General features: G+C 68.6%; 22 protein-coding genes. 9 read left to right on the forward strand and 13 right to left on the reverse strand.

Annotated features, from left to right (window positions below):
* Nucleotides 1-12: 12 nt before the first annotated feature.
* Nucleotides 13-2,664, reverse strand: coding sequence for a TonB-dependent receptor (locus K2R93_00785; GenBank protein MBY0488347.1), 2,652 nt, complete (start codon nucleotides 2,662-2,664; stop codon nucleotides 13-15).
* Between the two features lie 17 nt (nucleotides 2,665-2,681).
* Nucleotides 2,682-3,746 (reverse strand): FecR domain-containing protein, encoded by a 1,065-nt coding sequence (locus K2R93_00790; GenBank protein MBY0488348.1) that lies wholly within the window; start codon nucleotides 3,744-3,746, stop codon nucleotides 2,682-2,684.
* Here K2R93_00790 and K2R93_00795 point away from each other — a divergent pair.
* Both K2R93_00795 and K2R93_00800 read left to right on the forward strand, forming a co-directional pair.
* Nucleotides 3,745-4,455 (forward strand): RNA polymerase sigma-70 factor, encoded by a 711-nt coding sequence (locus K2R93_00795; GenBank protein ID MBY0488349.1) that lies wholly within the window; start codon nucleotides 3,745-3,747, stop codon nucleotides 4,453-4,455. The genes K2R93_00790 and K2R93_00795 overlap by 2 nt on opposite strands.
* A 133-nt stretch (nucleotides 4,456-4,588) precedes the next feature.
* Complete coding sequence (locus K2R93_00800) at nucleotides 4,589-5,494, forward strand: hypothetical protein (protein MBY0488350.1); 906 nt, start codon at nucleotides 4,589-4,591, stop codon at nucleotides 5,492-5,494.
* 60 nt (nucleotides 5,495-5,554) lie between these two features.
* Here the strand turns inward: K2R93_00800 and K2R93_00805 are convergent, their stop codons facing one another.
* Nucleotides 5,555-6,514, reverse strand: a complete 960-nt coding sequence (locus K2R93_00805; protein MBY0488351.1) for a hypothetical protein — start codon at nucleotides 6,512-6,514, stop codon at nucleotides 5,555-5,557.
* Between the two features lie 80 nt (nucleotides 6,515-6,594).
* On the opposite strand from K2R93_00805, the gene K2R93_00810 reads away from it, so the two are divergent.
* Together K2R93_00810 and K2R93_00815 are read left to right on the forward strand one after the other, a co-directional pair.
* Nucleotides 6,595-7,185, forward strand: coding sequence for a lysophospholipid acyltransferase family protein (locus tag K2R93_00810; protein MBY0488352.1), 591 nt, complete (start codon nucleotides 6,595-6,597; stop codon nucleotides 7,183-7,185).
* A 21-nt stretch (nucleotides 7,186-7,206) separates the two neighbouring features.
* Entirely contained in the window at nucleotides 7,207-9,741 is a 2,535-nt protein-coding gene (locus tag K2R93_00815; GenBank protein MBY0488353.1) for a carbohydrate binding family 9 domain-containing protein, read from the forward strand.
* A gap of 16 nt (nucleotides 9,742-9,757) precedes the next feature.
* Here K2R93_00815 and K2R93_00820 read toward each other — a convergent pair whose 3' ends face one another.
* On the reverse strand, nucleotides 9,758-11,758 hold the full coding sequence (locus K2R93_00820) for a PAS domain-containing protein (protein ID MBY0488354.1): 2,001 nt from the start codon (nucleotides 11,756-11,758) through the stop codon (nucleotides 9,758-9,760).
* Between the two features lie 168 nt (nucleotides 11,759-11,926).
* Between K2R93_00820 and K2R93_00825 the strand changes: the two genes are divergently transcribed.
* Nucleotides 11,927-14,239, forward strand: coding sequence for a 3-hydroxyacyl-CoA dehydrogenase/enoyl-CoA hydratase family protein (locus K2R93_00825; protein MBY0488355.1), 2,313 nt, complete (start codon nucleotides 11,927-11,929; stop codon nucleotides 14,237-14,239).
* Nucleotides 14,240-14,258: 19 nt separating this feature from the next.
* Entirely contained in the window at nucleotides 14,259-15,425 is a 1,167-nt protein-coding gene (locus K2R93_00830; GenBank protein MBY0488356.1) for a thiolase family protein, read from the forward strand.
* Between the two features lie 135 nt (nucleotides 15,426-15,560).
* On the opposite strand, the gene K2R93_00835 is transcribed toward K2R93_00830, so the two are convergent.
* The 7 genes from K2R93_00835 to K2R93_00865 all read right to left on the reverse strand — a co-directional run bounded on the left by K2R93_00835 (nucleotide 15,561) and on the right by K2R93_00865 (nucleotide 22,692).
* On the reverse strand, nucleotides 15,561-16,655 hold the full coding sequence (locus K2R93_00835) for a phosphotransferase family protein (GenBank protein MBY0488357.1): 1,095 nt from the start codon (nucleotides 16,653-16,655) through the stop codon (nucleotides 15,561-15,563).
* Entirely contained in the window at nucleotides 16,652-17,869 is a 1,218-nt protein-coding gene (locus tag K2R93_00840) for an acyl-CoA dehydrogenase family protein (GenBank protein MBY0488358.1), read from the reverse strand. Before K2R93_00840 ends, K2R93_00835 begins: the two co-directional genes overlap by 4 nt.
* Complete coding sequence (locus K2R93_00845; protein ID MBY0488359.1) at nucleotides 17,866-18,627, reverse strand: SDR family oxidoreductase; 762 nt, start codon at nucleotides 18,625-18,627, stop codon at nucleotides 17,866-17,868. Before K2R93_00845 ends, K2R93_00840 begins: the two co-directional genes overlap by 4 nt.
* Nucleotides 18,628-18,694: 67 nt before the next feature.
* Entirely contained in the window at nucleotides 18,695-20,257 is a 1,563-nt protein-coding gene (locus K2R93_00850) for a bifunctional metallophosphatase/5'-nucleotidase (GenBank protein ID MBY0488360.1), read from the reverse strand.
* Between the two features lie 2 nt (nucleotides 20,258-20,259).
* The gene (locus K2R93_00855) at nucleotides 20,260-20,943 is read right to left on the reverse strand and encodes a dienelactone hydrolase family protein (GenBank protein MBY0488361.1); all 684 of its coding nucleotides are present in this window, start codon (nucleotides 20,941-20,943) and stop codon (nucleotides 20,260-20,262) included.
* On the reverse strand, nucleotides 20,943-22,211 hold the full coding sequence (locus K2R93_00860) for a 4-hydroxy-3-methylbut-2-enyl diphosphate reductase (GenBank protein ID MBY0488362.1): 1,269 nt from the start codon (nucleotides 22,209-22,211) through the stop codon (nucleotides 20,943-20,945). The genes K2R93_00855 and K2R93_00860 overlap by 1 nt, the downstream gene beginning before the upstream one ends.
* Before the next feature lie 43 nt (nucleotides 22,212-22,254).
* Nucleotides 22,255-22,692: an acyl-CoA thioesterase gene (locus K2R93_00865; protein MBY0488363.1), complete on the reverse strand. Its 438-nt coding sequence runs from the start codon at nucleotides 22,690-22,692 to the stop codon at nucleotides 22,255-22,257.
* A 73-nt stretch (nucleotides 22,693-22,765) separates the two neighbouring features.
* Here K2R93_00865 and K2R93_00870 point away from each other — a divergent pair, with 73 nt between their 5' ends.
* The gene (locus tag K2R93_00870; protein MBY0488364.1) at nucleotides 22,766-23,683 is read left to right on the forward strand and encodes a universal stress protein; all 918 of its coding nucleotides are present in this window, start codon (nucleotides 22,766-22,768) and stop codon (nucleotides 23,681-23,683) included.
* Between the two features lie 26 nt (nucleotides 23,684-23,709).
* On the opposite strand, the gene yjjX is transcribed toward K2R93_00870, so the two are convergent.
* Nucleotides 23,710-24,270, reverse strand: a complete 561-nt coding sequence (yjjX, locus tag K2R93_00875) for an inosine/xanthosine triphosphatase (GenBank protein ID MBY0488365.1) — start codon at nucleotides 24,268-24,270, stop codon at nucleotides 23,710-23,712.
* A gap of 88 nt (nucleotides 24,271-24,358) precedes the next feature.
* On the opposite strand from yjjX, the gene K2R93_00880 reads away from it, so the two are divergent.
* Together K2R93_00880 and K2R93_00885 are read left to right on the forward strand one after the other, a co-directional pair.
* Nucleotides 24,359-25,012: a CGNR zinc finger domain-containing protein gene (locus tag K2R93_00880; protein MBY0488366.1), complete on the forward strand. Its 654-nt coding sequence runs from the start codon at nucleotides 24,359-24,361 to the stop codon at nucleotides 25,010-25,012.
* A 31-nt stretch (nucleotides 25,013-25,043) separates the two neighbouring features.
* Complete coding sequence (locus tag K2R93_00885; GenBank protein ID MBY0488367.1) at nucleotides 25,044-25,676, forward strand: hypothetical protein; 633 nt, start codon at nucleotides 25,044-25,046, stop codon at nucleotides 25,674-25,676.
* Nucleotides 25,677-25,690: 14 nt separating this feature from the next.
* On the opposite strand, the gene K2R93_00890 is transcribed toward K2R93_00885, so the two are convergent.
* A complete protein-coding gene (locus K2R93_00890) occupies nucleotides 25,691-26,353 on the reverse strand; it encodes a sigma-70 family RNA polymerase sigma factor (GenBank protein MBY0488368.1) in 663 nt (220 codons plus the stop codon).
* Between the last annotated feature and the right edge of the window lie 8 nt (nucleotides 26,354-26,361).

A 26,361-nucleotide genomic window follows, 5' to 3' on the forward strand; every position in this document is an offset into this window, starting at 1 on the left:
GGCGTTCTTGGGTTAGAACAGCGTTCGGAACCCGAGGCTGAGGGTCCGCCCGGCGATCACACTCGCATTGTCCGGCGCTCCGCGCTGCACGTTGAGCAGATTGTCGCCGGTGAGCACCATCGACAGATCGCCACGTAACCGGAACGCGGTCGAGCCGCGCCAGCGGGTGACGCCACCGTACGTCGTCCAGTACCGGCGCATGAGTGGGCCATCGAGATCACGCGGCAGACTGTCGGCCACCAACGCCGCGCCGATGGCGTTGCGATCGTACCCCACCCAGTTCGCGGCGTGCGTGGCCGTGCTGGTCACGGTCAACCGACCGCGCGTGTACGCGGCGCTGAAACTCAGCGTGTTGAGCGGGACATCGAGCATGCGATCGCCGGGACGCAGTTCCCCGCGATATCCAGCCGCGGTTTTCGCCACGCGGCTGTCGACGTAGGACCAGGTCCCGGAGAGGGTGAGCGCGCGCAAACGGGTGACGCCTTCGAGCTCCCAGCCACGATTGTCGATCGCGCCCACGTTCTGCAGCGTGTAGCTCATCGTGCGCTGCAGGCGTCCGGCACCGTTGGTGGTGGTCGTCATCGAGCCCACAGGCTGGATCAGCCCCGACGCCCGCTGATCGAACCGCGTCAGGTGCAGGCTCGTGCGCGCCCCGAGGAGCAGGTCCGCGCCGAACTCCGTGCCCTGCTGCTGTTCGGCTTCCAACGCCTCGAGCGCCTCGGCCTGCGAGCGCCCGATCCACGAACTCGTACGGAGCAGCGTGCGGGCGGGCCGAATCCCCTTGCCGAACGCGCCGCGGAACTTGAGGACACTGCCGCCCAGGTCGCGCACGTAGGCGGCGCCGAGCATCGGCAACAGTGACTGCTGGGCATTCGGCGTGGCACCCGTCGTCCGCTCGGCGCGCACGCCCGCCGAGGCGAACCAGCGGTCACGCCAGGCCACTTGCCCTTGTGCGGACACGCCAGCGTTGTCGTACCAGGTGGTGGACTGCTGCACCGTCCCGACGCGCGGCATCACGCCCCCCGTTCCGCCGGCGGGCGCCGCGCCACTCCATCCCATCACCGTGGCCGTCGACGCCTCGCGCGTCATCGACTGTTCCGCGCCGAGCGTCAGCGTGAGGAGCGTGGCCGGCGCGACATCGAACCGTCCCACGGAGCGCAGTCGCAGCGTCGTGCGGTCCGCCGCTCCCTGTGCATTCGAGACCGAGGCGAGCGCGGTGTATTGCAGCGGTGCCGCGGTCGCGAGCGTGGAAAGCCCACGCAGGCGGTACCCGTCGATGCCGACGATCGCCGTGTGGGTCCAGTGCAGGTTCGGCATGAACGCAGCACTGCCGCCCACCGTGTATTGCTGCAGATCCTGTCCTGTGGCGCTGTCGCCCAGAAAACGGGCCGTGTCGCGCGGGAGCGGCGCGCCACGCGTCGAATCCAACACCGATGGCCCCGCGCTCCGGCGCGCGGCGGTGGTGTACGTGGGCTGCACCGACAGGGCGCCGGTCGTGACATCGAACATCGCCGAGGTCGATGCGTTCGCCCGCTGCAGGGAGAAACGCGCCGTGCCCGTGAGCACGGCCCTCCCCTTCACCAGCCGGCCATCCATGTCGGCCAGCAGGCGACGCTCCGATGCCCCCGGCACATAGGCGCCGACCGTACCCACGTTGAAGCCGAGCCCCAGACTGCGCGAGGCACTGCCCCGCCGCAACGAGATCGCATGATCCTGCACGAAGGCGTCACGCGGTGCAAACGCCGTGGCCGAGAGGCCGGCCGAGGTCGACAGCTGGACTTGCGTACCACCGGTGCTGGTGCCGTCGTGGCGCGTGAGAATATTCACCACGCCGCTGATCGCATCAGCACCATACAGTGCGGCGCCCTGCGGTCCGCGAATGACTTCCACGCGCGCCACCCGCGACGGATCGAGCTGCGTGACCAGCAAGGGGTTCGCGACCTCGATGCCATCGAGATAGATCTTGGGCGCGCTCGCCCCGAACGAACTCGCGCCGCGTATGCTGCCGTAGCGCGCGGTCACCATGCCTGCACTCGCCGTCCATGTCCAGACGCCGGGGACGGCAAGATCCATCGCTTCCCCGAGCGTGCTGACCCCATGCTGCGCCAGCGTGGCGCCATCCACCACATCCAACGCGAACGGCGACCCACGCTGCGACGCGCCATCGGGCGAGCCCGTCACGACGACCCGGTCGAGCACACTCGCATGACGCGTGGTCACCGCGGGCGCGTCGGCGGCCACGGCGGCCGGTCGCGAGGGCGCGAGCACGACCTGCGCCGTGCCAAGCACGATCGGCCGCAAGGTGGAACCGCTGAGCAGAGACTCGAGCACCGCGCCCACCGGTACCTTGGTCAGCGCGAGACAGACGCGCCGCCCCGACGGCAAGAGATCGCTGCTGTAGGACAGCTCGAGCTTGGCGAGCCCCGCGATCTGATCCAGCGCTTCGCGCACCGGCGCGTCCGTGAGGCGCACCGAGACGATGCGATCGAGGGGCGGTGCCCACAGACTCGCCCTGTCGGCGGCCCCCACGCGCGTGGCGCACCCGGGCGCCGTCGGATCGGCTGGCGCGGCACGCACAACGGCCGCGGGCACGACGGACCATGCCGTAAGCATGGCCATCGCGCCCGCGAATCGTCCGCGTCGCGTCAGCATTCCGTGCAGCATGCGCCTCGGCGCCTCGCTCAGGGGGTCGGCGATCCCGATCCCTGCGGCTGGAGGAAAATCGTATCGCCCTTCTGCACGGCATCGGCACCGAGCGCGAGAGCAATCAGATGGACGACCTGCGCGGCAGAATCCCCGCGGAACGTCGCCGTGAGTGTGCGCGCCGCCAGCGTACTGTCGGCGATACGCAGATCGAGACCATACCACCGCTGGAGATCGGCCTGCACCTCGCTGAGCGGGGCATCGCGATACGCCAACTGCCCACGCGTCCACGACACGTCCTCGGCGGTGACCACGCCACGCTGCACGAACACCGTACCCCGAGCCATCGTCGCGCGATCCCCGGCGCGCAGTTCGGTCGCCGCGGCGGACTTCGCCCCCATGGAGACGATGCCGTGCGTGACGGCCACCGATACGCCACTGGCGGCCGTCTTCACGGAGAAGGCGGTGCCGATATCGCGAATGTCGGCCGACGCCGTATGCACCGTGAACGGATGCGCGTCGTCGTGCTGCACCTCGAAGAACGCCGCGCCCTCGAGCGTGACCTCGCGGGCGCCGGTCTGATAGCCGGACGCGACCGTCAGGCGGCTGCCCGGAGCCAGCACCACCGTGGTGCCATCGGGCAGCCGCAGCGAATCGCGCTGGCCGACGGCCGTGCGGTACTCCGTGGGCGCCGCGGCGGGCCGACTGGCGCGCCACTGGCTGATGCCGACGATCGCCGCGAGACCGGCGGCCGCCGCAAAGCCCACGCCCCGCCAGCGGCGTCGAGGTGCGGCCGTCGGTACCGACGGCGCCCGGCGCGGCGCACCGCCCCGCTCCACCGTCAGCGTGGGGCCATTGCCGATCCGCGCGCGAACCCGGGCCAACGCCGCTTCCGTATCCACGGTTACCGCGGCCATCGCCGCGGCCCGATCGGCGCGCGCCTTAACAACCGCGGCCAGCGCAGCGTCTTCCGGATGCGCCGTCAGCCATGCCTCGACCGCGGCCGACTCCGCCGGATCGCTCTCGCCTGCCAGGTGGCGGGCGATCGCTTCCCAGCGCGCGTCGGGATCTTCGGACAGGAAGGCGCGGATTTCGTCGGACATGCCGGGGAAACACGGGAAAGTGACTGCACCCTACGTCGGGTCGATTTCGCCAACCGGAACGGGGGGCGCCCCCCTGAATCCGCTGGACACGGGTGTAAGATACCTGCGTCCCGGGTTCGCCCAATCCCGTGTTTCATTCATCGCGCCCGCTTCCCTCGTGACCGACTCTGACCTGCTGGCTGGCCTTCGCCGTGGCGACCACGCCGCGTTCGATGCGCTCTTTCGCCAGTGGTACGAGCCCGTGGTGCGCGCGGCCAACCGGATCCTGCACGAATCCGGCGTGGCCGAGGAACTGGCCCAGGACGTCTTTCTGGAATTGTGGCGCCGGCGCGAAACGCTCCCCGATGGGTCGAGCGTGCCCGGCTATCTGCTGCAGGCGGTGCGCAATCGGGCGCTCAATCACCTGCGACATCTGCAGGTGCAGAAGAAGTCGCAGGTCTATGTCGAGGCGCTGAACGAGCCGGTCGAAGCCGCCGACGCGGATGCGCATACCGGTGAACTGGAAGCCGCTATTCGCGACGCGATCGCAGATCTCCCTCCGCGCACTCGTGAAGTCTTTCTCATGAGCCGCGAACGCAACCTCAAGTACAGCGAGATTGCCGAGCAGCTGGGCATCACCGTGAAGGCGGTCGAGGCCAACATGAGTCGCGCCCTGCGTCAACTGCGGGAAAAGCTCGCCCCGTTTTTGAAACGAATCGACGCTGACTGAGGCCACGGCTGGCGTCATCGTCCTGACAGGCGTAGGGTGTAGCCTGTTGCTGGTGTCTTTGCTCGTGAACGCTTGAACGACCCGTGCGCGACAGTCGCGCCGGCGCTCGAGCCGAACCCCAGGGCCTCCACCCATGGCACGACTTTCCCTTCGTCTCGTTGCGGCGGCGACCGTTGTTGGCGCCACCGCCTGTCTCGACGCGCCCACGGCGTCCCGTTCGCTCGACTTCGCCAGCGCCTTCAACACGGTGCCGGCTGGCATGGAATCGGTCTCCAGCAGCTATGCGGGCGACGGACAGGAAGGGATGGCGTGGGGTGGCCCGCGTCGTGGTGGCCCGGGCGGCCCGGGCATGGCCGGCATGATGGGTGGTGGGCTCGGCGCCGGCTTCGCGGCCGGTGCGCCGGGTCGTGGCCCGCACGGCGGTCCGTTCGCGGCCGCGCGCATCGATGCGAGCTGCACGACGAGCGGCACCAACATCACCTGCGCGAATACGCGCAACGGGCTCACCATCACCACCGTCTACAACCTCTTCAAGGCCGACGGAACGGCGCAGACGGCCATCGACACGCTGACGACCGACAAGATCGTCACCAACACCACGGTCACGGGCACCACGACGCGCGGCCGCGACAATGCGTCGGTGACGGCCACGGTCAACAACAGCTCGTCGCGCACGGTGACGGGCCTGGCGAGTGGCAGCACGCTGCGCACGGTCAACGGCTGGTCGAAGGGATCCGAAACGTCGAGCGGCACCAACCGCGACGGCCAGAAGTTCACCGCGAGCCGCACGGCCGGTGACACGACGACCGGTCTCAAGATCCCGGTGTCCACGACGGCCGAGACGTATCCGACGGCAGGCACGGTGGTGCGCTCCATGAAGTCCACCACGACCGTCGAAGGCTCGGCGGCCGTCACCAAGACGCGCCGCGAGGTGCTGACCTACGACGGCAGCGCCACGGCCAAGCTCGTGATCACCGAAGACGGCACCACGAAGAACTGCACCGTCGCGCTTCCGCGTGGGCGCCCCAGCTGCAGCTGATCACCGCGATCGGCGCCACGTGATGACGAAGGCCCCGGCATCTGCCGGGGCCTTCGTCGTTCAGCGGATCCGCAGGCCCACCCGATGCGACACCGGTCGCCCGCCGCGCATCGGCTCGAGCGCGTAGTCAAACGAGAACCGATCGACGGTCAGCCCGAGCCCCGCCGTCACGAGTGATTCATCCGGCTCGCGCGGCAGGCGCAATCCCTCGCGCAACACGACCTGCACGCCGTCGATGGGCACCCACGAGAGCTCCGCGCCGCCGGCGGGTCGCACGAAGCCGTCACCTTCGACCGTGACCGCCATCTGCGCGCCGATGTCGAACTGCTCGGAGAGCGGAAAGCCGCCGCCCCCAAAGCCGACGCCGACACGCGTCGGAAGCGGGCCCCGCACGCCGCCGAGGCGCGGACCGGCGCCAAGGTTCTGCACCACCACGCCGAGCGCGGCGGGCCCCATCGGCTTGCTGACGCCGAGATCCACCGCCACGGTGCCGTCGTGCAGGGCGCCCAGCCGATCCTCGGCGTACTTCACGCTCCCGCCCATGCGCCAGCCCAGCAGCGTGCGCGCGATCCCCAGCGTAAAGGCGCTGCTCGACGCGGCCATGCGGCCACCGTCGCTCAGGTGCGTCGCACCGAATTGCACGGCGTCGTCGTACCGTCCGCTCGGCGCCGCGTAGTCGAGAAACTGGACGCCCACCGCGACGCTCAGCACCCCAGCGGTCGTTACCGAGGCGAGCGCGCCGCCGGTGGCGAACCGGCCGTACCGCTGCAGCGAGGCCGCACTCCCGCGGGCCTGCCCCAGCATGCCCGGATTACTCAACAGCACATCGGCGTCGGTGCTCGTGAGCCCGGCGTTGCCGAGCGCGAGGATGCGGGCGCTCACCGGGAGCCGAAGTACCAACGGTCCCTCGGCGCGCGGCTGCGCCGAGACCGGCGAGCCGAACGTGGCACCGAGCCCCCCGGTGATCAGCACACGCCGGACGAAACGAGCCCAGCGGCTCTTGCGATTCGGTGCGGACATGGATCAAATGAACCCCATCGTCTGGCCGCGTGCCAGCGAGCCCGCCGCGCGCCACGCCCTCCCGCCCCTGCCCCTCTCTCATGCACGACTGGGCCCTCGGTCCAAATGCGCCCCAATCGCAACGCCAGTGGCTGCGCTCGCTCGGTTGGTGGCTCCTGAAGCGGGCCGGGTGGCGCTTCGAGGGGCGTATGCCCGATGTGCCCAAGTTCGTGTGCATTGTGGCGCCGCATACGTCCAACTGGGACTTCCCGGTCGGCCTCGCGGCCAAGTGGGCCCTGGGTTTCGACTCCCACTGGTGGGGCAAACACACGCTCTTCGGCCCGCTCACGGGATGGTTCATGCGCGCGAACGGCGGCATCCCCGTGGAGCGTCACGCCAAGAACAACGTCGTGGACGCCACCATCGCCGCCTTTCACGCGAATGCACGCTTCGCGCTGACGCTCGCCCCCGAGGGGACGCGAAAGAAGGTTACGGAGTGGCGGACCGGCTTCTGGCACGTGGCCAAGGGCGCCGGGGTCCCCATCTGCTGTGTCGCCTTCGACTGGCCGACCAAGGTCATCCGTCTGGGCCCCACGGTCGAGGCCACCGAAGACGACCCCCTCGCCGGGATCGCCCGCATTCGGGCACTCTTCGCGGATGTGCGAGGCTACAATCCGTCGCAGCAGACCTGACCCGTAAGCCGTAGGGATCGCATGCCCCGTCTCCCTCGTTGGCTGCCGGGCGTCGTGTCCCTCGCCGCCCGAACGCTCTTCGCCCAACCGGCCCCCTCGCCGCGTCCGACGCCGGCGGCGCCGGTGCCGATGCCGGCCACCAGTGCCCGTGCGGTGCGCGCCGAACGCGCGCCGGTCCTCGATGGGCGTGATGACGACGGCGTCTGGCGGGTGGCGCCGCTCATGCAGGACTTCGTGCAGTTCGATCCCGGCGAGGACTTTCCGGCCTCGTTCCGCACCGAAGCGCGGGCGGCGTTCGACCGGCGCTATCTGTACGTCTACGTGCGCGCGTACGATCCGCACCCCGACAGCATCGTCACGCTGCTCTCGCGCCGCGATGTGAAGACGGCCAGTGATCAGCTCAAGATCATCATCGACGGCTATCTCGATCGTCGGAGCGGTGTCGAGATGGCAGTGAATCCCGCCGGCGTGAAGCGCGACTATGTGATCTACAGCGACAACGTCGAAGACGGCACATGGGATGGGGTCTGGGATGTCGCCACCTCCATCGACAGCCTCGGATGGGCCGCCGAGTTTCGCGTGCCCTTCAGCCAGCTGCGCTTCAATCAGTCGGACACCCTCAGCTTTGGCTTCGGCATCTGGCGCGATATCGCGCGGCGCAACGAGCGCGATGCGTGGCCGCGCTATCGGCAGTCGCAGCGCACGCTGATGTCACAGATGGGGACGCTTACCGGCATCGCCGACGTGGGCACACCGCGGCGGCTCGAGCTGATGCCGTACTCGGTCGCGCGCAGTGTGCCGAACCTCCCCAACCGACCCCTCGGTAATCACGGCGAACTCACCGGCGGGCTCGACCTCAAAGCCGGGCTGGGCGCGAACGTCACCATCGACGCCACGGTGCACCCCGACTTCGGCCAGGTCGAAGCCGATCCGGCGGTGCTCAATCTCTCGGCCTTCGAAATCCGGTTCGATGAACGGCGCCCCTTCTTTCAGGAGGGGGCCGGGATGTATCGCTGCCAGGGCTCGTGCGAGGGGGTGTTCTACACGCGGCGCATCGGCCGCACGCCGCAGCTGCGTCGGTCGAATTCCGATCCCCTGTTCACCGACATCTCGGCGGCGGCCAAGCTCACCGCCCGCTTTGCGAACGGGACGGCGTTCGGGGTCGTGAACGCGTCCACCGAACGCGTGATGGGGAGCGACGGCAACACCGTTGAACCGCAAACCAACTATCTCGTGGTGCGCGGACTGCGCGACTTCCGTACCGGCCGTTCCCAACTCGGCTTTCAGCTCACCGATGTGCGGCGGCAGCTCGACGCCGCCACCGATCCGTTCCTGCGCCGCTCCGCGACCACGTTGCTGATGCAGGGATTCCATCGGTTCGCGCAGAACCGGTGGGAAGTTGTGAGCTATGCGGCCTTCAACGACGTGCGCGGTTCGGCGCAGGCGATTGCCCTCACTCAACGCAACAGCGTGCACCTCTATCAGCGCCCCGATCACGAGCAGCACTACGATTCCACCCGCACGGCCCTTGGCGGCCCCTCCACGTCGGTGACGCTGCGGCAGGTCGGCGGACGGCTGCGCTACGAGGGATACGTGCGCTATGCCAGTGCGGGGCTCGAGGTGAATGACCTCGGGTTCGTGAACCTCGTGAACGACATGCAGGTGAAGCAGTCACTCGACCTGCGTCCCGTGCGACCATCGCGGTTCCTGCGGTCGGCGTTCTCGCAGCTGGGCACCGAAACCCACTGGACCACCGGCGGCTTGCTCGCGGCGCAATCCCTCTCACTGCACACCAGCGGCACGCTGCACAACAATTGGGGCGGCGCCCTCACCACCTCCGTGAGTGATTACGGTGGAACGCACTGCGTGAGCTGCGCCCGGGGCGGGCCCGCGCTGCGCCAGAGTGCGAAGTACACCTTCCGCCTCGATGTGGTCGGTGATCCGCGCCCGTCCATCGTGCCCAAGGCGGCGTGGCGCGTAGGCACCAGCGACGTCGGGCGATCCTGGTATCGGGGCGGCGACGCGGCCGTGGAAGCGCGCGTGGCCAGCCGTTTCTCCGGGGCGATGGGGCTGACCTGGGACGAGGTCACCAACGACCAGCAGTGGGTGGGCAACTACGGCTACTTCCTGAGCGATACCACGCACTTCACGTTTGCGCGGCTCCATCAGCATATCCTGAGCATCACCATGCGCGCGAACTGGACCGCCACCCCCACGCTGTCGTTCCAGTTCTATGGGCAGCCGTTCGTCACCACCGGTGACTACAGCAACTGGCGGGAACTCGGGGCACCGCGTGCCGCCGCCTATGCCGATCGGTTCCGCAGCTATCGCAGCGCGGCACCCGCGGGCTTCAACGTCAAGCAATTCAATTCGAACGCCGTGGTGCGCTGGGAGTACCGCCCGGCGAGCACATTATTCCTCGTCTGGCAGCAGGGGCGCGCCGACGATCCGACCGGTCGAGGGGTCTTCGTGCCGGCGCGCGATGTGCGCGACCTCTTCGGAACGCGCCCGCTCAATACAGTGCTGCTCAAGCTGAGCTACTGGCTGAATCCCTGACGAGACGCGCTGTCGCTCACCGGCGACGAACGCGTCCGCCGCCGACCCGGCTCCCGGTGAGGACGCGCTGCAGCGAGGCCCAGTCCACCGGCTTGGTGAGATGCGCATCGAAGCCCGCCTCCAGCGCGCGGGCCCGATCAGCGGGTTGCCCCCAGCCGGTCTGTGCCACGAGCACCATCCCCGCGAGCGCGGCGTCCTGCCGGAGTCGTTGCGCCAGCTCATAGCCGTTCATGCCGGGCAGGCCGATGTCGAGCAGCGCAACATCCGGCTCGAACACATGGACCACATCGAGCGCCGCGAGCGCGTCGTGCACCACGCACACCACGTGGTGCTTGAGCTCGAGCATCGTGGCCTGACTGGTGGCCGAGTCGACGTTGTCGTCCACGATGAGAATGCGCAGCGTGGTCTCATCGGTCTGCACGCGCATGCCGGCATGGATACGCCCGATCGGTTCCACGGCCGCCGGGACGTGCAGCGGCAGCCACATCTCGATGGTGGTGCCCATCCCCTCGCCCTGGCTGTGCGCGCGCACCTCACCCTCGTGCATCTGCACGATGCGCCGCACCAGCGCGAGGCCGATACCGAGGCCGCCGACGGCGTCCGCCGGCGCCACCCGCGTGAACATGTCGAAGATGTCCTCGAGCCGGTCGCTCGGGATCCCCGAGCCGTTGTCGGTCACGGTGATCATGATGCGCCCCTCGTCGCGCGCCACGGTGAGCGCAATGCGCCCACCCGGTGGCGTGTAGCGCGCCGCGTTGTTCAGCACGTTGGAGAGCGCTTGCGCCAGACGGGCTGCGTCGGCGTTGGTCTGCAGCGTCGTGTACGGAAGGGAGAGCTGCAGGTCGTGGCGCGACGCCTCGAGCAGCGGGCGGCTGGTCTCGACGGCCGCGTGCACCACGCGCGCAATATCGATCACCTCGCGATGCAGGGCGATGTCGCCGCGGGTGATGCGGTTGACGTCCAACAGGTCATCGACCAGCCGGACCATCTGCGTGACTTGGCGATCGATGATCGCCGCCGCGCGCAACAGTCGCGGATCATCACGCTCGAGCAACCGCAACACTTCCGCGGCGCTGCGGATCGGCGCCAACGGGTTGCGCAGCTCGTGCGCCAGCGTGGCCAGAAACTCGTCCTTGCGCCGATTGGCCTGCTGCAGTGCCTCTTCCGCCGACTTGCGCGCGGTGATGTCTTGCGAAAGCCCCGAGAGCGCGAGCGGTTCGCCGCTGGCGCTCCGGGTGACGGTCCCACGTTCGTACAGCCACCGAATCCGGCCGTCCGGCTCCACAATGCGAAACTCGCTCTCGTACGACGATGACGGATCGGCGAGCGCGCGTTTGACCCGGTGATCGAACAGCTCGCGATCATCGGGATGCACGCGGGCTCGGACATCGGCGATCCGCATCGGCGCCTCGGGCGCGGTGGGCGGCAACCCTTCGCTGATGCTGTGCAGCCGATGCACCTCATCGCGCACGATGTCCCATGAGAAGCCGATCAGATAGGCGGCCTCCATACTGAGCCGGAGCCGCTCCTCGCTGTGCTTGAGCGCCGAGATCAGCTCCTCGCGCTGCTGCTCGGCGGCGCGCTGGGCGGTGATCTCCTCCACGAGCACGCCAATCGCATCGACGTCGCCGGACGCCGAAAAGACCGGAAACCAGTGCTGCCGCCACACCCGCTCCACACCGGGCTGGGCGGGCGTTTCCCCGCGGAACTCGCGCGACGGCACGGGGCGCTTGGTCCGCAGAATCTCGTCGGCGATCGCGCGAGCCTCCGACTCCACCCACGGCAGCACCTCGGCCACCGTGCGCCCGATATGCGCCTCGGCCGGGCGTCCGTTGATCGCCGCCAGTGTGTCGTTCACCCGCCAGAATCGCAGCTCGCGATCGATCAGGGCGAAACCGAGCGGCGCCTGCGCCAGCAAGGCTTCCAGGACGGCGTGGTGATCGGCCGGGGGTACGCGGGTCGCCGGGGGCGAGGTAGCCGGCAGGAGGGCTGACGTGGCGGGCTCGGGCAACGACATCACTGAACGCTGGCCGCTTTTGGCGCCACCGCAATGCCGCCGTTCGGCGGCACCCAAAGTCACTCTCGCCAAAACGCGACGCCGGCGTCACATTTTACGGGTCCCACCACTTCCGGTCGTCTGCCCCCGGGCGGATGTTTCCCCGGTCCCCCCACGGAGAGTCCTTCAATGCGTGTCACGACGGTCGGCGTGGTTGGCGCCGGCGCCATGGGTAGCGGCATCGCTGCCCTTGCGGCCTCGGCTGGCTGCCGGGTCGTCCTGCTCGATATCCCCGGCGACGCTAATCCCACGTCGCCCAATCGCAGCGCGCCGGCCCGGAACGGCCTGCAGAAGGCGCTCAAGAGCAAGCCCGCGTCGTTCATGGAAGCGGCCGCGGCGGCGCGTGTGCGCACCGGCAACACCGACGACCACCTCTCCCTCCTCGCCGACTGCGACTGGATCTGCGAGGCGATCATCGAGCAGCCCGAACCCAAGCAGCAGCTGTTCGCGCGCATCGAGGGGCTCATGAAGCCCACCGCCATCGTGTCGTCGAACACCTCGGGCATTCCGATGGCGCTGCTGCTCAAGGATCGTGGCGAGAAGTTCCGCCGGCGGTTCCTGGGCACGCACTTCTTCAATCCGCCGCGGTACATGCACCTGCTCGAGATCATCCCGACCCCGGAGACGGATCCGGCGGTGATCGGGGCGATCCGCGAGTTCGCCGAGCGCACGCTGGGCAAGGGCATCGTGATCGCGAAGGACGTCCCCGGTTTCATCGCCAACCGGCTGGGCGTGTACGGCATGGTGGCGACCATGCGGCGCATGGAGCAGCACGGGCTCACGATCGACGAAGTGGACGGCCTGACCGGAGCGCTGATCGGTCGCGCCCGCACGGCAACGTTCCGCACCGGCGATCTCTCCGGCCTCGATGTGCTCGCGCATGTCACCAAGGGGATCGGCGCCGCGACCGGCGAAGACTTTGCGCTGCCGACGTGGGTGCACGAGTCGCTTGTGGCGCAGGGGAAGCTGGGCGACAAGACGGGCGGCGGCTTTTACAGCAAGACCAAGACGGGCACGCTGACCTTCGATTGGAAGACGAAGACGTATGTGCCGCAGCAGCGGCTCGAAGGCGGCGATATCGGTGCGGCCATCCGCACCCCCATCGCGCAGCGCCTGCCGGCCGCGCGCGCGGTGCCGGGCGCACAGGGCGCGTTCCTGCGTGATCACCTCACCGACGCCGCCCACTACACGCTCACGCTCGCCAGCGAGCTCGCCTACGACATCGTGGCGATCGACCGCGCGATGGAGTGGGGCTATGGCTGGGAGGCGGGACCGTTTCAGATCATGGATGCCCTTGGCCTCGATTGGCTCCGCGAACAGTTCCGCCTGCAGGGCAAGCCCATCCCGGCGCTGCTGGATCAGGCCCGCGGCAGCTTCTACAAGGACGGCGAGTATCTCACGTTCGAAGGTACCTACGAGCCCATCCCCGGCATCCCGGGGCGCATCTCCCTCGTGGGGCTCGCGCAGGCGGGCCGTGTGCTCGAAGACAACGGCCTGTCGCGCCTGATCGATCTGGGCGATGGCGTGGCCTGCTTCGAGTTCCGCTCCAAGATGAACAGCCTCGGGAGCGGCGTCTTGGAAGGGCTGGGCAAGGCGATCACCAAGGTGCAGAAACTGGGCTTCAATGGCCTCGTGATCGGCAACGAAGACCCGCGCGCGTTCAGCGTGGGCGCCGATCTCTCGCTCGTGTCGTTCGCCATTGCCGCCGGCGCATGGGATGACATCGCCGAGAGCATCAAGGCGTTCCAGGACAGTGTGATGTCGATTCGCCGCGCGCCCTTCCCCGTGGTCGTGGCTCCGGCCGGCATGACGTTGGGCGGCGGCTGCGAGTTCACGTTGCACGCCGATGCCGTGCAGGCGCACGCCGAGAGCTACATCGGCCTCGTGGAAGCCGGTGTTGGCCTGTTGCCGGGTGGTGGCGGCACCAAGGAACTGCTGGTGCGCTTCACCGGCGAACTGCAGCACTACGAAGAGGTCGACTACTTCGCGGCGGTCAAGCGCGCCTTCAAGCTCATCGCGTTTGCGACCACGAGCACGTCGGCATTCGAAGCACGGGTCAATGGCTTCCTGCGCGATCGCGATCGCATCAGCATGAACCGTGATCACCACCTGAGCGACGCCAAGCAGCGGGTGCTCGATCTCGCGCCCGGCTACCTGCCGCCGGTGGAGAAGACGGTGCGGGCCCTCGGTCGCGAAGGGCTCGGCAACCTGGAATACGCGTTGTGGGCGGCGAAGGAGGCCGGTCAGGCGAGTGCCCACGATTGTCGGGTGGGACGCGCCGTGGCGTATGTGCTCTGCGGTGGCGACGGCACGCCCCGCGATGTGACCGAGCAGGATCTGCTCGACCTCGAGCGCGAACAGTTCCTCAGTCTCCTCGGCACCAAGGAGACGCAGGAACGGATCGCCTACACCCTCAAGACCGGCAAGCCGCTGCGCAACTGAGCGCGCGAGGAGAGAGCAGATGACTGAAGTCGTACTCGTCAGCGCCGCGCGTAGCGCCGTCGCCCGAGGCAAGGCGGATGGGGCGCTGGCCGGTGTGCATCCCGTGGACCTGTCGTCCGCGGTCATGAAGGCCGCCATCGATCGCGCCGGTGTGGATCCGGCACTCATCGAGGATGTGCAGTGGGGCTGCGCGATGCCGGAGGCCTCGCAGGGGCTCAATCACGCCCGCCTCGCGTGGCTGCGCGGCGGACTCCCCGTCGAAACGTCGGCGGCCACGATCAATCGCTTCTGCTCGTCGGGGCTGCAGGCGGTCAACTACGCGGCGCAGGCGATTATCGCGGGTCAGGGCGACGCGGTGCTCGCCGGCGGCATCGAGATGATGTCGCAGGTTCCGATGAGCGGTTACAACACGCGCCTCTCTCCCGAGATCACCGAGAGCTACATCGGCATGGGGTTCACCGCCGAGCGCGTCGCGAAGCGGTGGGAGATCACGCGTGAGCAGCAGGATGCGTTTGCGCTTGGCAGCCAGCAGCGCGCCTCGGCGGCCGTGGCGGCGGGTGTGTTTGCGCCGGAGATCGTGCCCATCGCCACCAAGCGCTACGCGTGGAAGGGCGCCGAGAAGACGGTGACGGAGGTGCTGTATGCCACCGACGAGTGCCCGCGCGCGGACACCACCGCCGAAGGCCTCGCCAAGCTCCGCCCCGCCTTCGTGCCCACGGGCTCTGTGACGGCCGGCAACGCGAGCCCCTACTCCGACGGCGCGGCGGCGGTGCTGCTCATGAGCGCCACCAAGGCCAAGGAGCTCGGCATCGCGCCCCTCGCACGTTTCGTAAGCTTCGCCGTGGGCGGTGTGGATCCCGACATCATGGGCGTCGGGCCGATCAAGGCGGTGCCCAAGGCGCTCAAGCGTGCCGGCCTCACACTCAAGGACCTCAAGCTCATCGAGTTCAACGAAGCCTTCGCCGCGCAGGCGCTGGCCGTGATCAAGGAACTCGACCTGCCCACCGACATCATCAACGTGAACGGCGGCGCCATCGCCCTCGGTCACCCGCTCGGCGCGACCGGCGCCAAGCTCACGACGCAGCTCGTGCACGAACTCAAGCGTCGCGGCGGCGGGTACGGGATGGTGACGATGTGTATTGGGGGAGGGATGGGAGCGGCGGGGGTGTTTGAGGTGTACGGCTAACGGCTCAACCGCTGAAGGGCGGAAAGACGTACGGCGGGAAGACGAACCGCGGGAAGACGAACAGCGAGAGGTGCTGTCGCTTCCCGCGGGTCGTCTTCCCGCCGCTTGTCTTCCCGCCGTACGTCTTTCCGCCCTTCAGCCCTCAACCCCCGAACGCGCCGCCCCTCCCAGCGCTTCCACCACCTCTCCCAATCGCCCAAACCGCGCGTCCGTCGTCAACCCGCGCACGAATCGCGCGTAGATCTGCTGCGCGATGACGGCCACCTTGAAGCGCCCGAAGGCCACATAGAAGCGCACGTCCGGCACGGCGATGCCGCGCGCGTCGGCGTAGGCGGCCACGAACTGTGCGCGGGTGTAGGCGCCGGGCATGGCGGTCACGCCGAGTCCGAGCGCGCGGAAGATCGGAGCATCACCGGCTTCGACCCAGTAGGCGAGCGTGGTCCCGAGATCCATGAGCGGGTCGCCGATCGTGGCCATCTCCCAGTCGAGGATGGCGCGCACGCGCGACGCGTCGGGCTCGAGGACGAGATTGTCCAGCTTGAAGTCGTTGTGCACGAGCGACACGCCGCTGTCCGGTGGTCGATGCGCCGAGAGCCACGCCGCGACGTCGTCCATGGCGGGCACGTCCTCCGTGCGCGACGTGTGCCAGCGCTTGATCCATCCCTCGACCTGGCGCTGCACATAGCCTTCGGGGCGCCCGAGTGACGCGAGCGACGTCCCGGCGATGGGGACCGCATGCAACTGCGCGAGGGTTTCGGCACAGGTGCGCGACAACGCGCCGAGCTGCGTGGCGACCGTGGGCGATTCGGCAAGGAGCGGCGGCAGGGCGCCACGCAGGATCAATCCCTCGACGTGCTCCATCATGTAGAACGGCGCACCGATGACCGCCGCATCCGTGCACACCGCCACCGGCCGCGGGACCGGCACCCGGAGCGGATGCAGCGCGGCGAGGATACCATGCTCACGCGGCATGTCGTGCGCCACACCGCCGGGGGCACCGAACGGTGGACGCCGCAGCACGAACGTCTTCTCGCCATGCTCGTGATGCACCGTCACGAGATAGGTGAGATTCGAAAAGCCGGCGGGGAATTGCCGAATCGTCAGCACCGCCCCGGCGGGCACTGTGTGGGGCGCCGCATGGGTGAGCCAGCCACGCAGCACATCGGCGTCGATCTCCTCACCCGCCCGGATGGCCACGGTGCCGTGGACGGGCGTGGGACGCGCACTCATGCGCGCCCGCCGAGGTACGGCTTGAGCGCGCGCCGTGCGATGACCGTCTTGTGCACTTCATCGGCGCCATCGTAGATGCGCGCGGCGCGCTCATGGCGATACCACCACGCGAGGGGCGTATCGTCGGTCATCCCCAGCGCGCCGTGCACCTGGATGGCGCGATCGAGGACCTGCTGCAGCGTGTTCGCCACGAACACCTTGATGTACGCCACTTCCTCGCGGGCGGCCTCCTGCCCCTCACGCGCCATGCGCGTGGCGGCATCGAGGACCATCAGCCGGGCCGCATGAATGGCGATGCGCGAGTCGGCGATCCACATCTGGACCTGCTGCTTGCTCGCCAGCAGGTCGCCCGGCGCGAGTTCGCGCGTGGCCGCGTAGCGGCACATCAGGTCAAAGGCACGTTCGCACACCCCGATCCAGCGCATGCAGTGGTGAATACGACCGGGTCCGAGTCGCTCCTGCGCCAGTGCAAACCCTTTTCCCGGCGCCCCCAGCGTATTGGCCACCGGGACGCGCACACCGTCGAAGCGCACCTCAGCGTGACTCGCCCACCCACCACCCGCCTCACCCATCACCGAGATGTTCCGCACCAGCGTGAAGCCCGGCGTGGACAGTGGCACGATGATCTGACTCGCTCGCGCATGCGGGGCGGTTGCATCGGGATCGGTCACCGCCATCACGATGGTGAAGGCGGCACCGTCGGCGCTGCTCGTGAACCATTTGTGGCCAATGATGACCCATTCGTCTCCATCGCGCACCGCGCGCGTGGACATCCAGACCGGATTGGAGCCGGCATGCTCCGGCTCGGTCATCGCAAAGCAGCTGCGGATCTCTCCCCGGGCGAGCGGCTCCAGAAACTGCGCCCGCTGCGCGTCGGTGCCGAACTGGAGCAGCAGCTCCATGTTGCCCACGTCGGGTGCCTGACAGTTGCACACGTAGTGGCCAAACGGCGTCCAGCCCAGTACTTCACTCAGGCGCGCATAGGCATCGAGTGGCAGCCCCACGCCGCCATACGCCTCGGGGAGAAACGGCGCCCACAACCCGAGCGCTCGGGCGCGCGCGCGGAGCTGCTCCAGACGCGGCGTGATGGCCGCCCATGAGCCGTGCAGCAACTCGGCTTCGTGTGGCACCAGCTCCTCGCGCACGAAGCGCCGCGCGGTCTCGAGCATCGCGCCGATCTCTTCCGTGCTGATCGCGGCCGTGGCGTGACTCACGAGAGGTACCCGCCTTCGGCGAGATACACGCCGCCGGTGCAGTAGGCGGACGCATCGGAGGCGAGGAACAGCGCGAGGCCGGCGATATCCTCCGGTTCCCCCAGCCGCTGAATCGGCTGGCTACCGAGCATCTGATTGGCGATCTGGTCATCCTGCCACAGCGCCTGCGAAAATTTCGTGCGAATGAGCCCCGGGCAGATCACGTTGGCGCGAATCCCCTCGGCACCCCATTCCTGGGCCATGACCTTGGTGAGTGAAATCAGCGCCGCCTTGCTCACGCTGTAGAGCCCGAGCCCGGGCTCCGGCGACACCCCGCCGATGCTCGAGATGTTCACGATGGCGCCACCACCACGCGCCGCCATCACCGAGTGCGCCGTGCGACACAGCTCCAGCGGGCCCTTCACGTTCACCGCCATGATCTTGTCGAACGCTTCGTCGGTCGCCTGCTGCAGCGGCCCGAAGATGGGATTGGTCGCGGCGTTGTTCACGATGATGTCGATCCCATCGAAGTGCTCCACCGCGCGCGCCGCCAACTCGTGCGCATCGGCTGCCTTCCCCATGTTCGACACCACCCCCACCACCTCGGCGCCCTTCCCCCGCAACTCATGGACGGCCGCGTCCACATGCTCCGCCTTGCGCGAGGAGACCACGAGGCGTGCGCCCGCCTCAGCAAGGGAACTGGCGATCGCCAAACCGATCCCCCGCGTCGCACCGGTCACGATCGCCACGCGTCCATCCAACCGGAACTTCGAAAGCATCGTCACCCCTCGCCAAAGATCCGCAGTACGTCTTCCCGCAGTACGTCTTCCCGCAGTTGGCCCGCCCCTACCGCCGATCCACCCGCGTCACCCGCCCCACCTCCGGCGCCACAATTCGCCCCCCCATCCCTTCCAGGTGGCGCAGCACGAGATCCACCGTGCGCGGTGCCGCCGCCGGATTCGCCGCGACCGCCGCGCACGCCGCTGCCGCTTCGGGAATGCTGTACCCGTCCCCGCCACGGCACGCTGGATACGTCACAAACGTCACCTGCAGCGTATCGGTCGGCGCGATCAGGCGCCCATCATCCCGACGCAGCTCCCCTACGATGCGCGAGCCACTCGGCCGGGTCCCATCGATGGTAAATCGGACGCCGCTCACTTGCGGGTAGGGGCCGTCACCCAGCCCGCCCTGGCGCACGCCCGTTTCGAGCACCGCGCGCAACCGCGCACCGCTCAGCGGGAAGGTGACCGCGCGCGTCTCGTCGGCGAAGAGAAAGATGCCTTCGATCATGTGGCGCGTGATCGGGCCCGCGGCCATCACATCGTCAAACCGTAGCGCGCCCGAGTTGATGAGCGCCACATCCGCCTTGGTCCCGAGACGCATGCCATCCGCCACCAGATCACCAAAGCGCGACTCGCCCTTGCGGGAGATTGAGTCGAGCGCATTGATCGCCTCCGGTGCCACACCGAGCACGCGATCGGGGCCGATGCGCTGGGTCAGTGTATCGCGCCACCGCGCCACCACCGCGCGCGTGGCGGCCTGCTGCGGGAGCCGACGGTCGATTGGAACCATCTCGTCGCGCGTCACCCACCCATTCGGACCGCGGGTGAAGGTCACCAACACGGCCGTACGGGCATTCGACATCGCCTTGACCACGACGCGCCCGTTCACGACGACGCGCTTGCCGTCGTGCTCGTGCCCGCCGAGAATGGCCTGGATGCGCGGATCGGTCTCGAGGGTGCGCGCATCCTCGAAGATGTAGCGGTGCGTGAGCCCCACAACGAGGTCACTGCGCTGCGCGATCAGCGTATCCACCAGCTGCGTGGTCGCGCTGTCGGCGTTCCGACACTTCACGTAGCTCGGATAATCGCGCACGACGGTCGTGCCGTAGAGGCCGATCTTCACGCCGTTCACCCGGACCGTATCCCACCCGCGCACGCCAGAGAACGGCGCGCCCGTGGCGTCGGCGCAGTTGCCGGAGAGCCAGCGAAAGCGCGATTCACTCAGACGTGCGCCGAGGGCGGCCCGCGAGATGTCGAACTCGTGATTGCCCAACGTGGCGTAGTCCAGACGGGCCGCGTTAAGACCGTCGACCATCTGCGCGCCGAGGTACCACTTGCCGAGCACGCTGGGCGAGAGCACATCGCCGGCCAACAGCAACAGCACCCGGTCACCGGTGACTCGCTCGAGCGAATCCCGGAGCCCCGCCACGCGCGCCAGGCCGCCACTGCCATCACGAAGCGTATCGATGACGTAGACATCGTTCACGAGGAGCATCCGCACCGTGACCGGCGTCTTCGACGACGACAGGCCGCCACGCGCGGGCGTCACGCCCCGGTGACACGCCAAGGCGGCGAGCGCCGCCCCACCGGCCATCGCGACACGCAGCAGCCGCATCCATCGCGTCATGGTCACCCGAGCGTCCGCTGGAGAAAGTCGAGCGTGCGGGTCCACGCCGTCTGCGCCGCTGCGGCGTCGTACACCACGGCGCGCGCGTCATTGAAGAACGCGTGCCCCGCGTCGTAGAAGTACCCTTCGACGGGCACGCCGCGCGCCGTGATGTCGGCGAGCAACCCTTCGGCGCGCTCGACCGGAATGCTCTTGTCGGTGCGTCCGAAGTGGGCGAGCACCGGCGCCCGCAGCGCCGTCAGATCGACCGGCACGCGCGGATTGAACACGCCGTAGAAGTCCACCACCGCGTCGATCACATCGGGATGCGCCGTGGCCGCAAAGAGCGCGAGCTGACCACCGAGGCAGAACCCCAGCGCCCCGACGCGCCGGGGCGCAACGGCGGGGTGCGCGCGCAGATACTCGGCGCCCCCGCGCAACGCCTGCGCAGTGAACGGCATGTCGAGCGCCATCATCAAGCGCTGGGCCTCGTCGGGCGAGCCAGCCGACTCCCCCCGATACAGATCCGGCGCGAGAACCACATAGCCCGCCTCGGCGAAGCGATCGGCCACGTCCTTGATGTGATCGACGAGCCCCCACCACTCCTGCAGCACCAACAGGCCGGGCCCGTGCCCCGACGGCGGCAGCGACAGATAGCCGGTCGCGGTGCCGCCATTCGCCGCGAATGACACGAGGGTCCCGCGCATCACACCACCGTGGCCGGATCGATGCCGCGAATGGCAAACACCCGCGCCACCGCCTGGCCGATCTTGTTGTTGGGCGTGCTCGCGCCGGCGGTGATCCCCACGCGCAACGGGCCGCTGGTGGGCAGCCACGGCTGCATCGTGTCTTCGTAGTGGTGCTTGTGGATGCGCCGGTAGCGCACGCCGTTGCCGTCGGAATCGATCTCGTCCGGGTCGGCGATGTGATACGTGGGCACATGCTCGGCACAGAGCGCCGCCAGCGAGATCGTATTGCTCGAGTTGTAGCCCCCAACCACGACCATCAGATCGAGCGGTTCGCGCAACAGTTCCTGCACCGCGTCCTGCCGGTCCTGTGTGGCACTGCAGATGGTATCGAACGTACGGAAGTGCTCGGCCTTGTGCGCCTCGCCATACGCCCGGGCCATCGCTTCACCCACCGCGGCGCCGATCGCGAGCGACTCACGCGCCAGCATGGTGGTCTGATTGGCCACGCCGATGCGATCGAGATGCAGGTCGGGATCGAACCCATCCGACGCCGCCACGGCGAACTTCTCCAGAAATGCCTCGCGCGAGAGCGCCGGACGCGGCGGCGTGCCGCCGGCCTTCGCCTCGATGTAGTCCATCACCAGCTCGGCCTCGCCCATGTCGCGTACGACCAGGTAGTGCCCCTTGGCGTACTTCTCCACCTGCGAGGCAGTCGCGCGCGTCTCCTCGTGGTAGTACTTGCCGTGGATGAGCGAGGTGAACCCGTCACGGGCGTACACTTCGACGCGCTTCCACACGTTGAGCACCGAGCCGCAGGTGGTGTCCACGATCACGCAGCCGAGCTCGCGCAGCGTCTGAAAATCCTGGATGGTCACGCCGAACGCCGGGAGGATCACCACGTCTTCCTTGGCCACCGGCGCATAGTCAAAACCCTTGCCACTCGCCGAGAGGAATACGACCCCCATCTCGCGCAGCTTGGCATTCACATGCGGGTTATGGATGATCTCGCCGGCCAGGAAGATGCGCTTGTCGGGGAACTTGAGGCGCGTCTGATACGCGTAGTCCACCGCGCGTTCGACGCCGTAGCAGAACCCGAACTCGCGGGCCAGGCGGATCGTCGTCTCGCCCACCGTCAGCGTGTACTCGCGGGCGCGCAGCAGGTCGACCAGATGACCGGTGTAGTCGGCGGCGAGGGTATCCTGCACTTCGGCCTTGAGGCCAAATCCCTTGCGCACATACGTGTCCCCGGCGGTGGCCGCGGGGGACGGAGTGGAAGTCTCGGACATCCCGGAAATCTAGCCGATTCGGGGGGCCTGAGCCCCTCCCGACTCAACCCGGCGGGGGGCTCTCCGAGGCGATCAGATAAGGATCCAGCTTTTCCCGCACCACCCGGGGGAGCGGGCGCTTTTCAAAGGCGGTTGTCACGCAGACCACCACCATGGCCGCCCGCGCCACCACTCGCTCATCGGGGAGCAGCAATTCACACGAGAAGGTGAGGGAGGTCGTGCCCATTTTGGAGATCCACACCTCGACCGTCAGCAGCTCGTCGATGCGCGCCGGCGCCAGATACTCGATGGCCAGATGCCGCCGGGGCATCCACACCGTATCCGGCCCGAACAGCTCACTGAAGGGCATGCCGGCGTCGCGCAGGAGCTCCTGCTCGGCCATCTCGATGAACCGCGTCACGGCGCTGAAGCGCATGATGCCCACCAGGTCAACATCGGCCCAGCGGACGCGTTCGGTAAAGCGAAAAGGGGGCGGCGTCATGCGTGACGAGGCGGTGACTCGGTGTCGGGGATTCCCGCTGGCTGGCGGGCTGATTTGATGCCATGCTCAAGCTATGTACCGGACCATCCTTGTGCCCTTCGACGGCTCGGCGCTCAGCGCCACCGCGCTCCCCCTGGCGGTCGATTTGGCGCGTCGGACGGCGGCCACCGTGCATCTCGCCATGGTGCACGATCCCTCGGCGTACATCCCGTTTGTGGCTGGCGAAGTCGCGGTACCGATCTACGATGCCGCCCTCGAGCGGGAGCACCGCGAGGCCGACGCCCGGACCCTCGATCAGGCGGTCGAGCGGCTCCGCGCCATGGACATCCCGGCGATTGGCGCGATGCTCGAGGGGAGCATCGCCGATGCGCTGGAACGCTACGTGGAGCGGGTGGATGCCGATCTCACCGTGATGACCACGCATGGGCGGAGCGGCTTCCAGCGCCTCCGCCTCGGCAGCGTGGCCACCACGTTTCTGACGCGGATCACGCGCCCCGTGCTCCTCCTGCGCGCCGAACATGATGCGGTGGTGCCGGCCTTCCCCGCAGGTCCCATCGTGTGCGCGCTCGACGGCTCGTCGTTCGCCGAGGCCATGCTGCCGCACGCGCGCGCCTTCGCCGAGGCCACCGGACTGCCGCTGCACTTCGTGGGCGTCAGCGTGCCGCACGCGGTCCCCATGGCGCCGTTTGGCACCGACACACTGCTCGTCGATGATACGGCGCTGCAGGCCGAACGCGGCGGGCGTCAGGAGTACCTCGCGCGGCTCGCGGCGAACGCTCCAGTCGGGACCACGTCCGCCGCGCTCGACGACATGAGTGTGTCGAGCGCCCTCCTCGGCGAAGCGACGCGGTTGCACGCCGGCGCCATTGCCATCGCCACGCATGGCCGTGGCGGCTTCGCGCGGTTCATGCTGGGCAGCACCACCGATGAGCTCATCCGGCACACCCACGTGCCGGTGCTGGCGTATCGACCACACGCGGCTGGGCATTAGCGCGCCGCGCGTTCCCACGCGGTGCACTACCGCGCGGCGAAGAACTCCGGCGCGAGCCAGGGCGCCAACGCATAGGTGACCAGCGGCTCGTAAGCGCCCTGTCGATCAATCAGGCCGGCGGTGAGGATCCCGACCGCGCCACGACCATGCTTCGTGCCGACCGTGTTGGCGACCGCGTCCATCGCGTAACCCAGCTCCTCGCCGGCGCGGATGCGGGCGGCCACGACCGCCGGCAGGGGCATGGCGAGCGACCCGCCAACCCCCTCGCGTCCGTCGGCATCGACGACGACCGCCCAGGCGCAGCTGCGCATGCTGCCGTCGGGCAACTCTACCACGCCGCCCTCCAGGCCGACACCGAGCGTGCCCTGTCCGTTCGCCAACGCGGCGCGGGCGCGCTGTCGGGCCCCGGCCTGTGTCTCCGCATCTCCAAACGGCTGCGCCGGCACCCCGCTTTCAACGGCGAGCCCCTGCACGGTGGCGTCCGGGGCCAGACGCGCCACAACGGCGCGCACGGCCGCGATCTTCACCGGGTTGGTCGAGCCCACGATGACGCGGGAAAAGCGATCGTTGCTGGGGTACAATGTCACGCGAGGTAACCGGGAAAAGGGCAAAACGCTTGCTCGCAGCCACGTAGACGAGTAAGACTAGGGACTGCCTGAGACCTTCATCACACTAATGCCCGCTTCCACCGCCATGCGACGGGCCGATGCACGGGAACGGCCGCTCGGCGCCGAGCGCCCCCGGACGCGGCTCTGGCTGGATTTCGTGAACACCGACGCGGCGGCGCAGACGCCCGGCGGCGATCTGCTGCGCGACTTCGAGGCACTCCTGACGTGGCTGCAGCAGCATGCCGCCGTGGATGACGAGCGCGCGGCAGGGATCCGTCGTCGCGCGGTGCTGCAGCCGGCGGCCGCGGCGGCCACGCTGGTGGATGCGCGGCGCGTTCGCGCGGCGCTTCGCGCCCTCGCCGAGCGCGGGACCAGCACGGATCGGGTGCGCGACGACGCGGTGATCGAGATCAATCGCGTGCTGGGGCGCAGCGCCGGGACGCGCCGCCTCGAAGCGGCGCCCGACGGCGGCTTTACGCGCAGCTTCGTGCCGACGGGCGATGCGTTCGCGGGCCTCATGATCCCCATTGTGGAGTCCGCCGCCGACGCGCTCGTCTTCGACGAGCTTTCGCGCGTGCGCCGCTGCGCCGATCCGCGCTGCCATCGCGTGTTCTTCGACGGGACCAAAAATGGTCTGCGTCGCTGGTGCGACATGGGTACCTGCGGCAACCGCGCCAAGGCGGCGCGCCATCGGGCCCGTGTCGGGAGCAGCGGCGCATGATGGCCAGGGTGCACCGGACCGCCCGCCTGGCATGACCACCCCGCGCACCCCCTCCAGCGCGATCGAAGCCATCGCCGACCCCGATCTCACGCTTGAGCGGGGGTTCGTGGCGTCGCTACGATGGCTGGTCGCCGAAGGGGACGTGCGTGGCGTGCGGCGCATTGCCGTTGAACTGCGCGCGCTGCGCGAGGCGCTGGCTACGCTCGACGAGACCCGGCGCGCGCGCGATGAATACGCGCGGCGCGCGGCCGAACTCGATCGCGAGCTGCAGGCCGCGCTGGCCATTCTGGGGCCGGCGACGTCGGTGAACGGGAACGGCACGCTCGTACAGCGGCTGGTCAAGTTGCGCGAGAAGCTCGCCGAAGACACGGCGGCGCGGCAGCAGCTGGTCCTCGAGCGTGATGCGTGGCGATCGATGTGCACGCTGCTCACCCAAACCCGTGCGCGGGTGCACGAACTCCTCGACGAAACGGAGCGCGACCGCAATCATCTCGCGGCCGAAGTCGCGGTCATGCGCGATCGGCTGAATGAACTGATGTCGCTACACGACGACGCGGCGCAGCAGGCTACCGATGCACGAAGCGAGCTGGCGGCCTTGCGGCGCCAGCTCGCCAGTTGGAGCGACACGGTGGAACGGGCGCTGGTCGAGCTGAAGCAGCTCTGACCAGCGCGTAGCGCTCAGGCGCTACCGACCATGGTGACGGGGCTCAATACCGCCCGTACGACCGACTCCTTCAGGTAGCCCATCTCTACGGCGTAGTTCGCCAGCTTGCGCTGCAGCAGGCGACGACCGCGGAACAGGCGCGACTTGACGGTACCCTCCGGCACGCCGAGCACGTTCGCGATCTCGGCGTAGCGCAGCCCCTGCAGGTCGCTCAACACGACCGCCGAGCGATACTCCTCGGGAAGACCACGGATGGCCGCGGTGATCTCGTCGTCGAGGAAGGAATCGTAGAACCGGCCTTCCGGATCCGCTTCACCGACCGCCTCGAAGAGCGCCCACCCCTCGGTGTCTTCCGGCTGCTGCACTTCGCGCGCGTCGATGCGCCGCTTCCGGCTCACGAACACGTGATAGAGAATCGTGAAGAGCCACGCGCGGATGTTCGTCCCGAGGTGATACTGCTCCCAGCGCTCGAAGGCGCGCAGGAGGGTGTCCGACACGAGATCCTCGGCGTCGTCGCGCGAGCGCGCGAGTTTGAGCGCAAACGAGTACATCGCATCGAGGTGCACGAGCGCCTCGCGCTCGAACTGCGCCCGGCGTGCGGCGCGATCCTCGGGGCGCCCTGCCGGCTCCTCGGCGTCCAGGCGCGACACCGCCTGAGCCATCGTCGTCTCGTCCATGCTCACCA

The organism is Gemmatimonadaceae bacterium (genome assembly GCA_019752115.1).
Lineage (GTDB): Bacteria > Gemmatimonadota > Gemmatimonadetes > Gemmatimonadales > Gemmatimonadaceae > Gemmatimonas.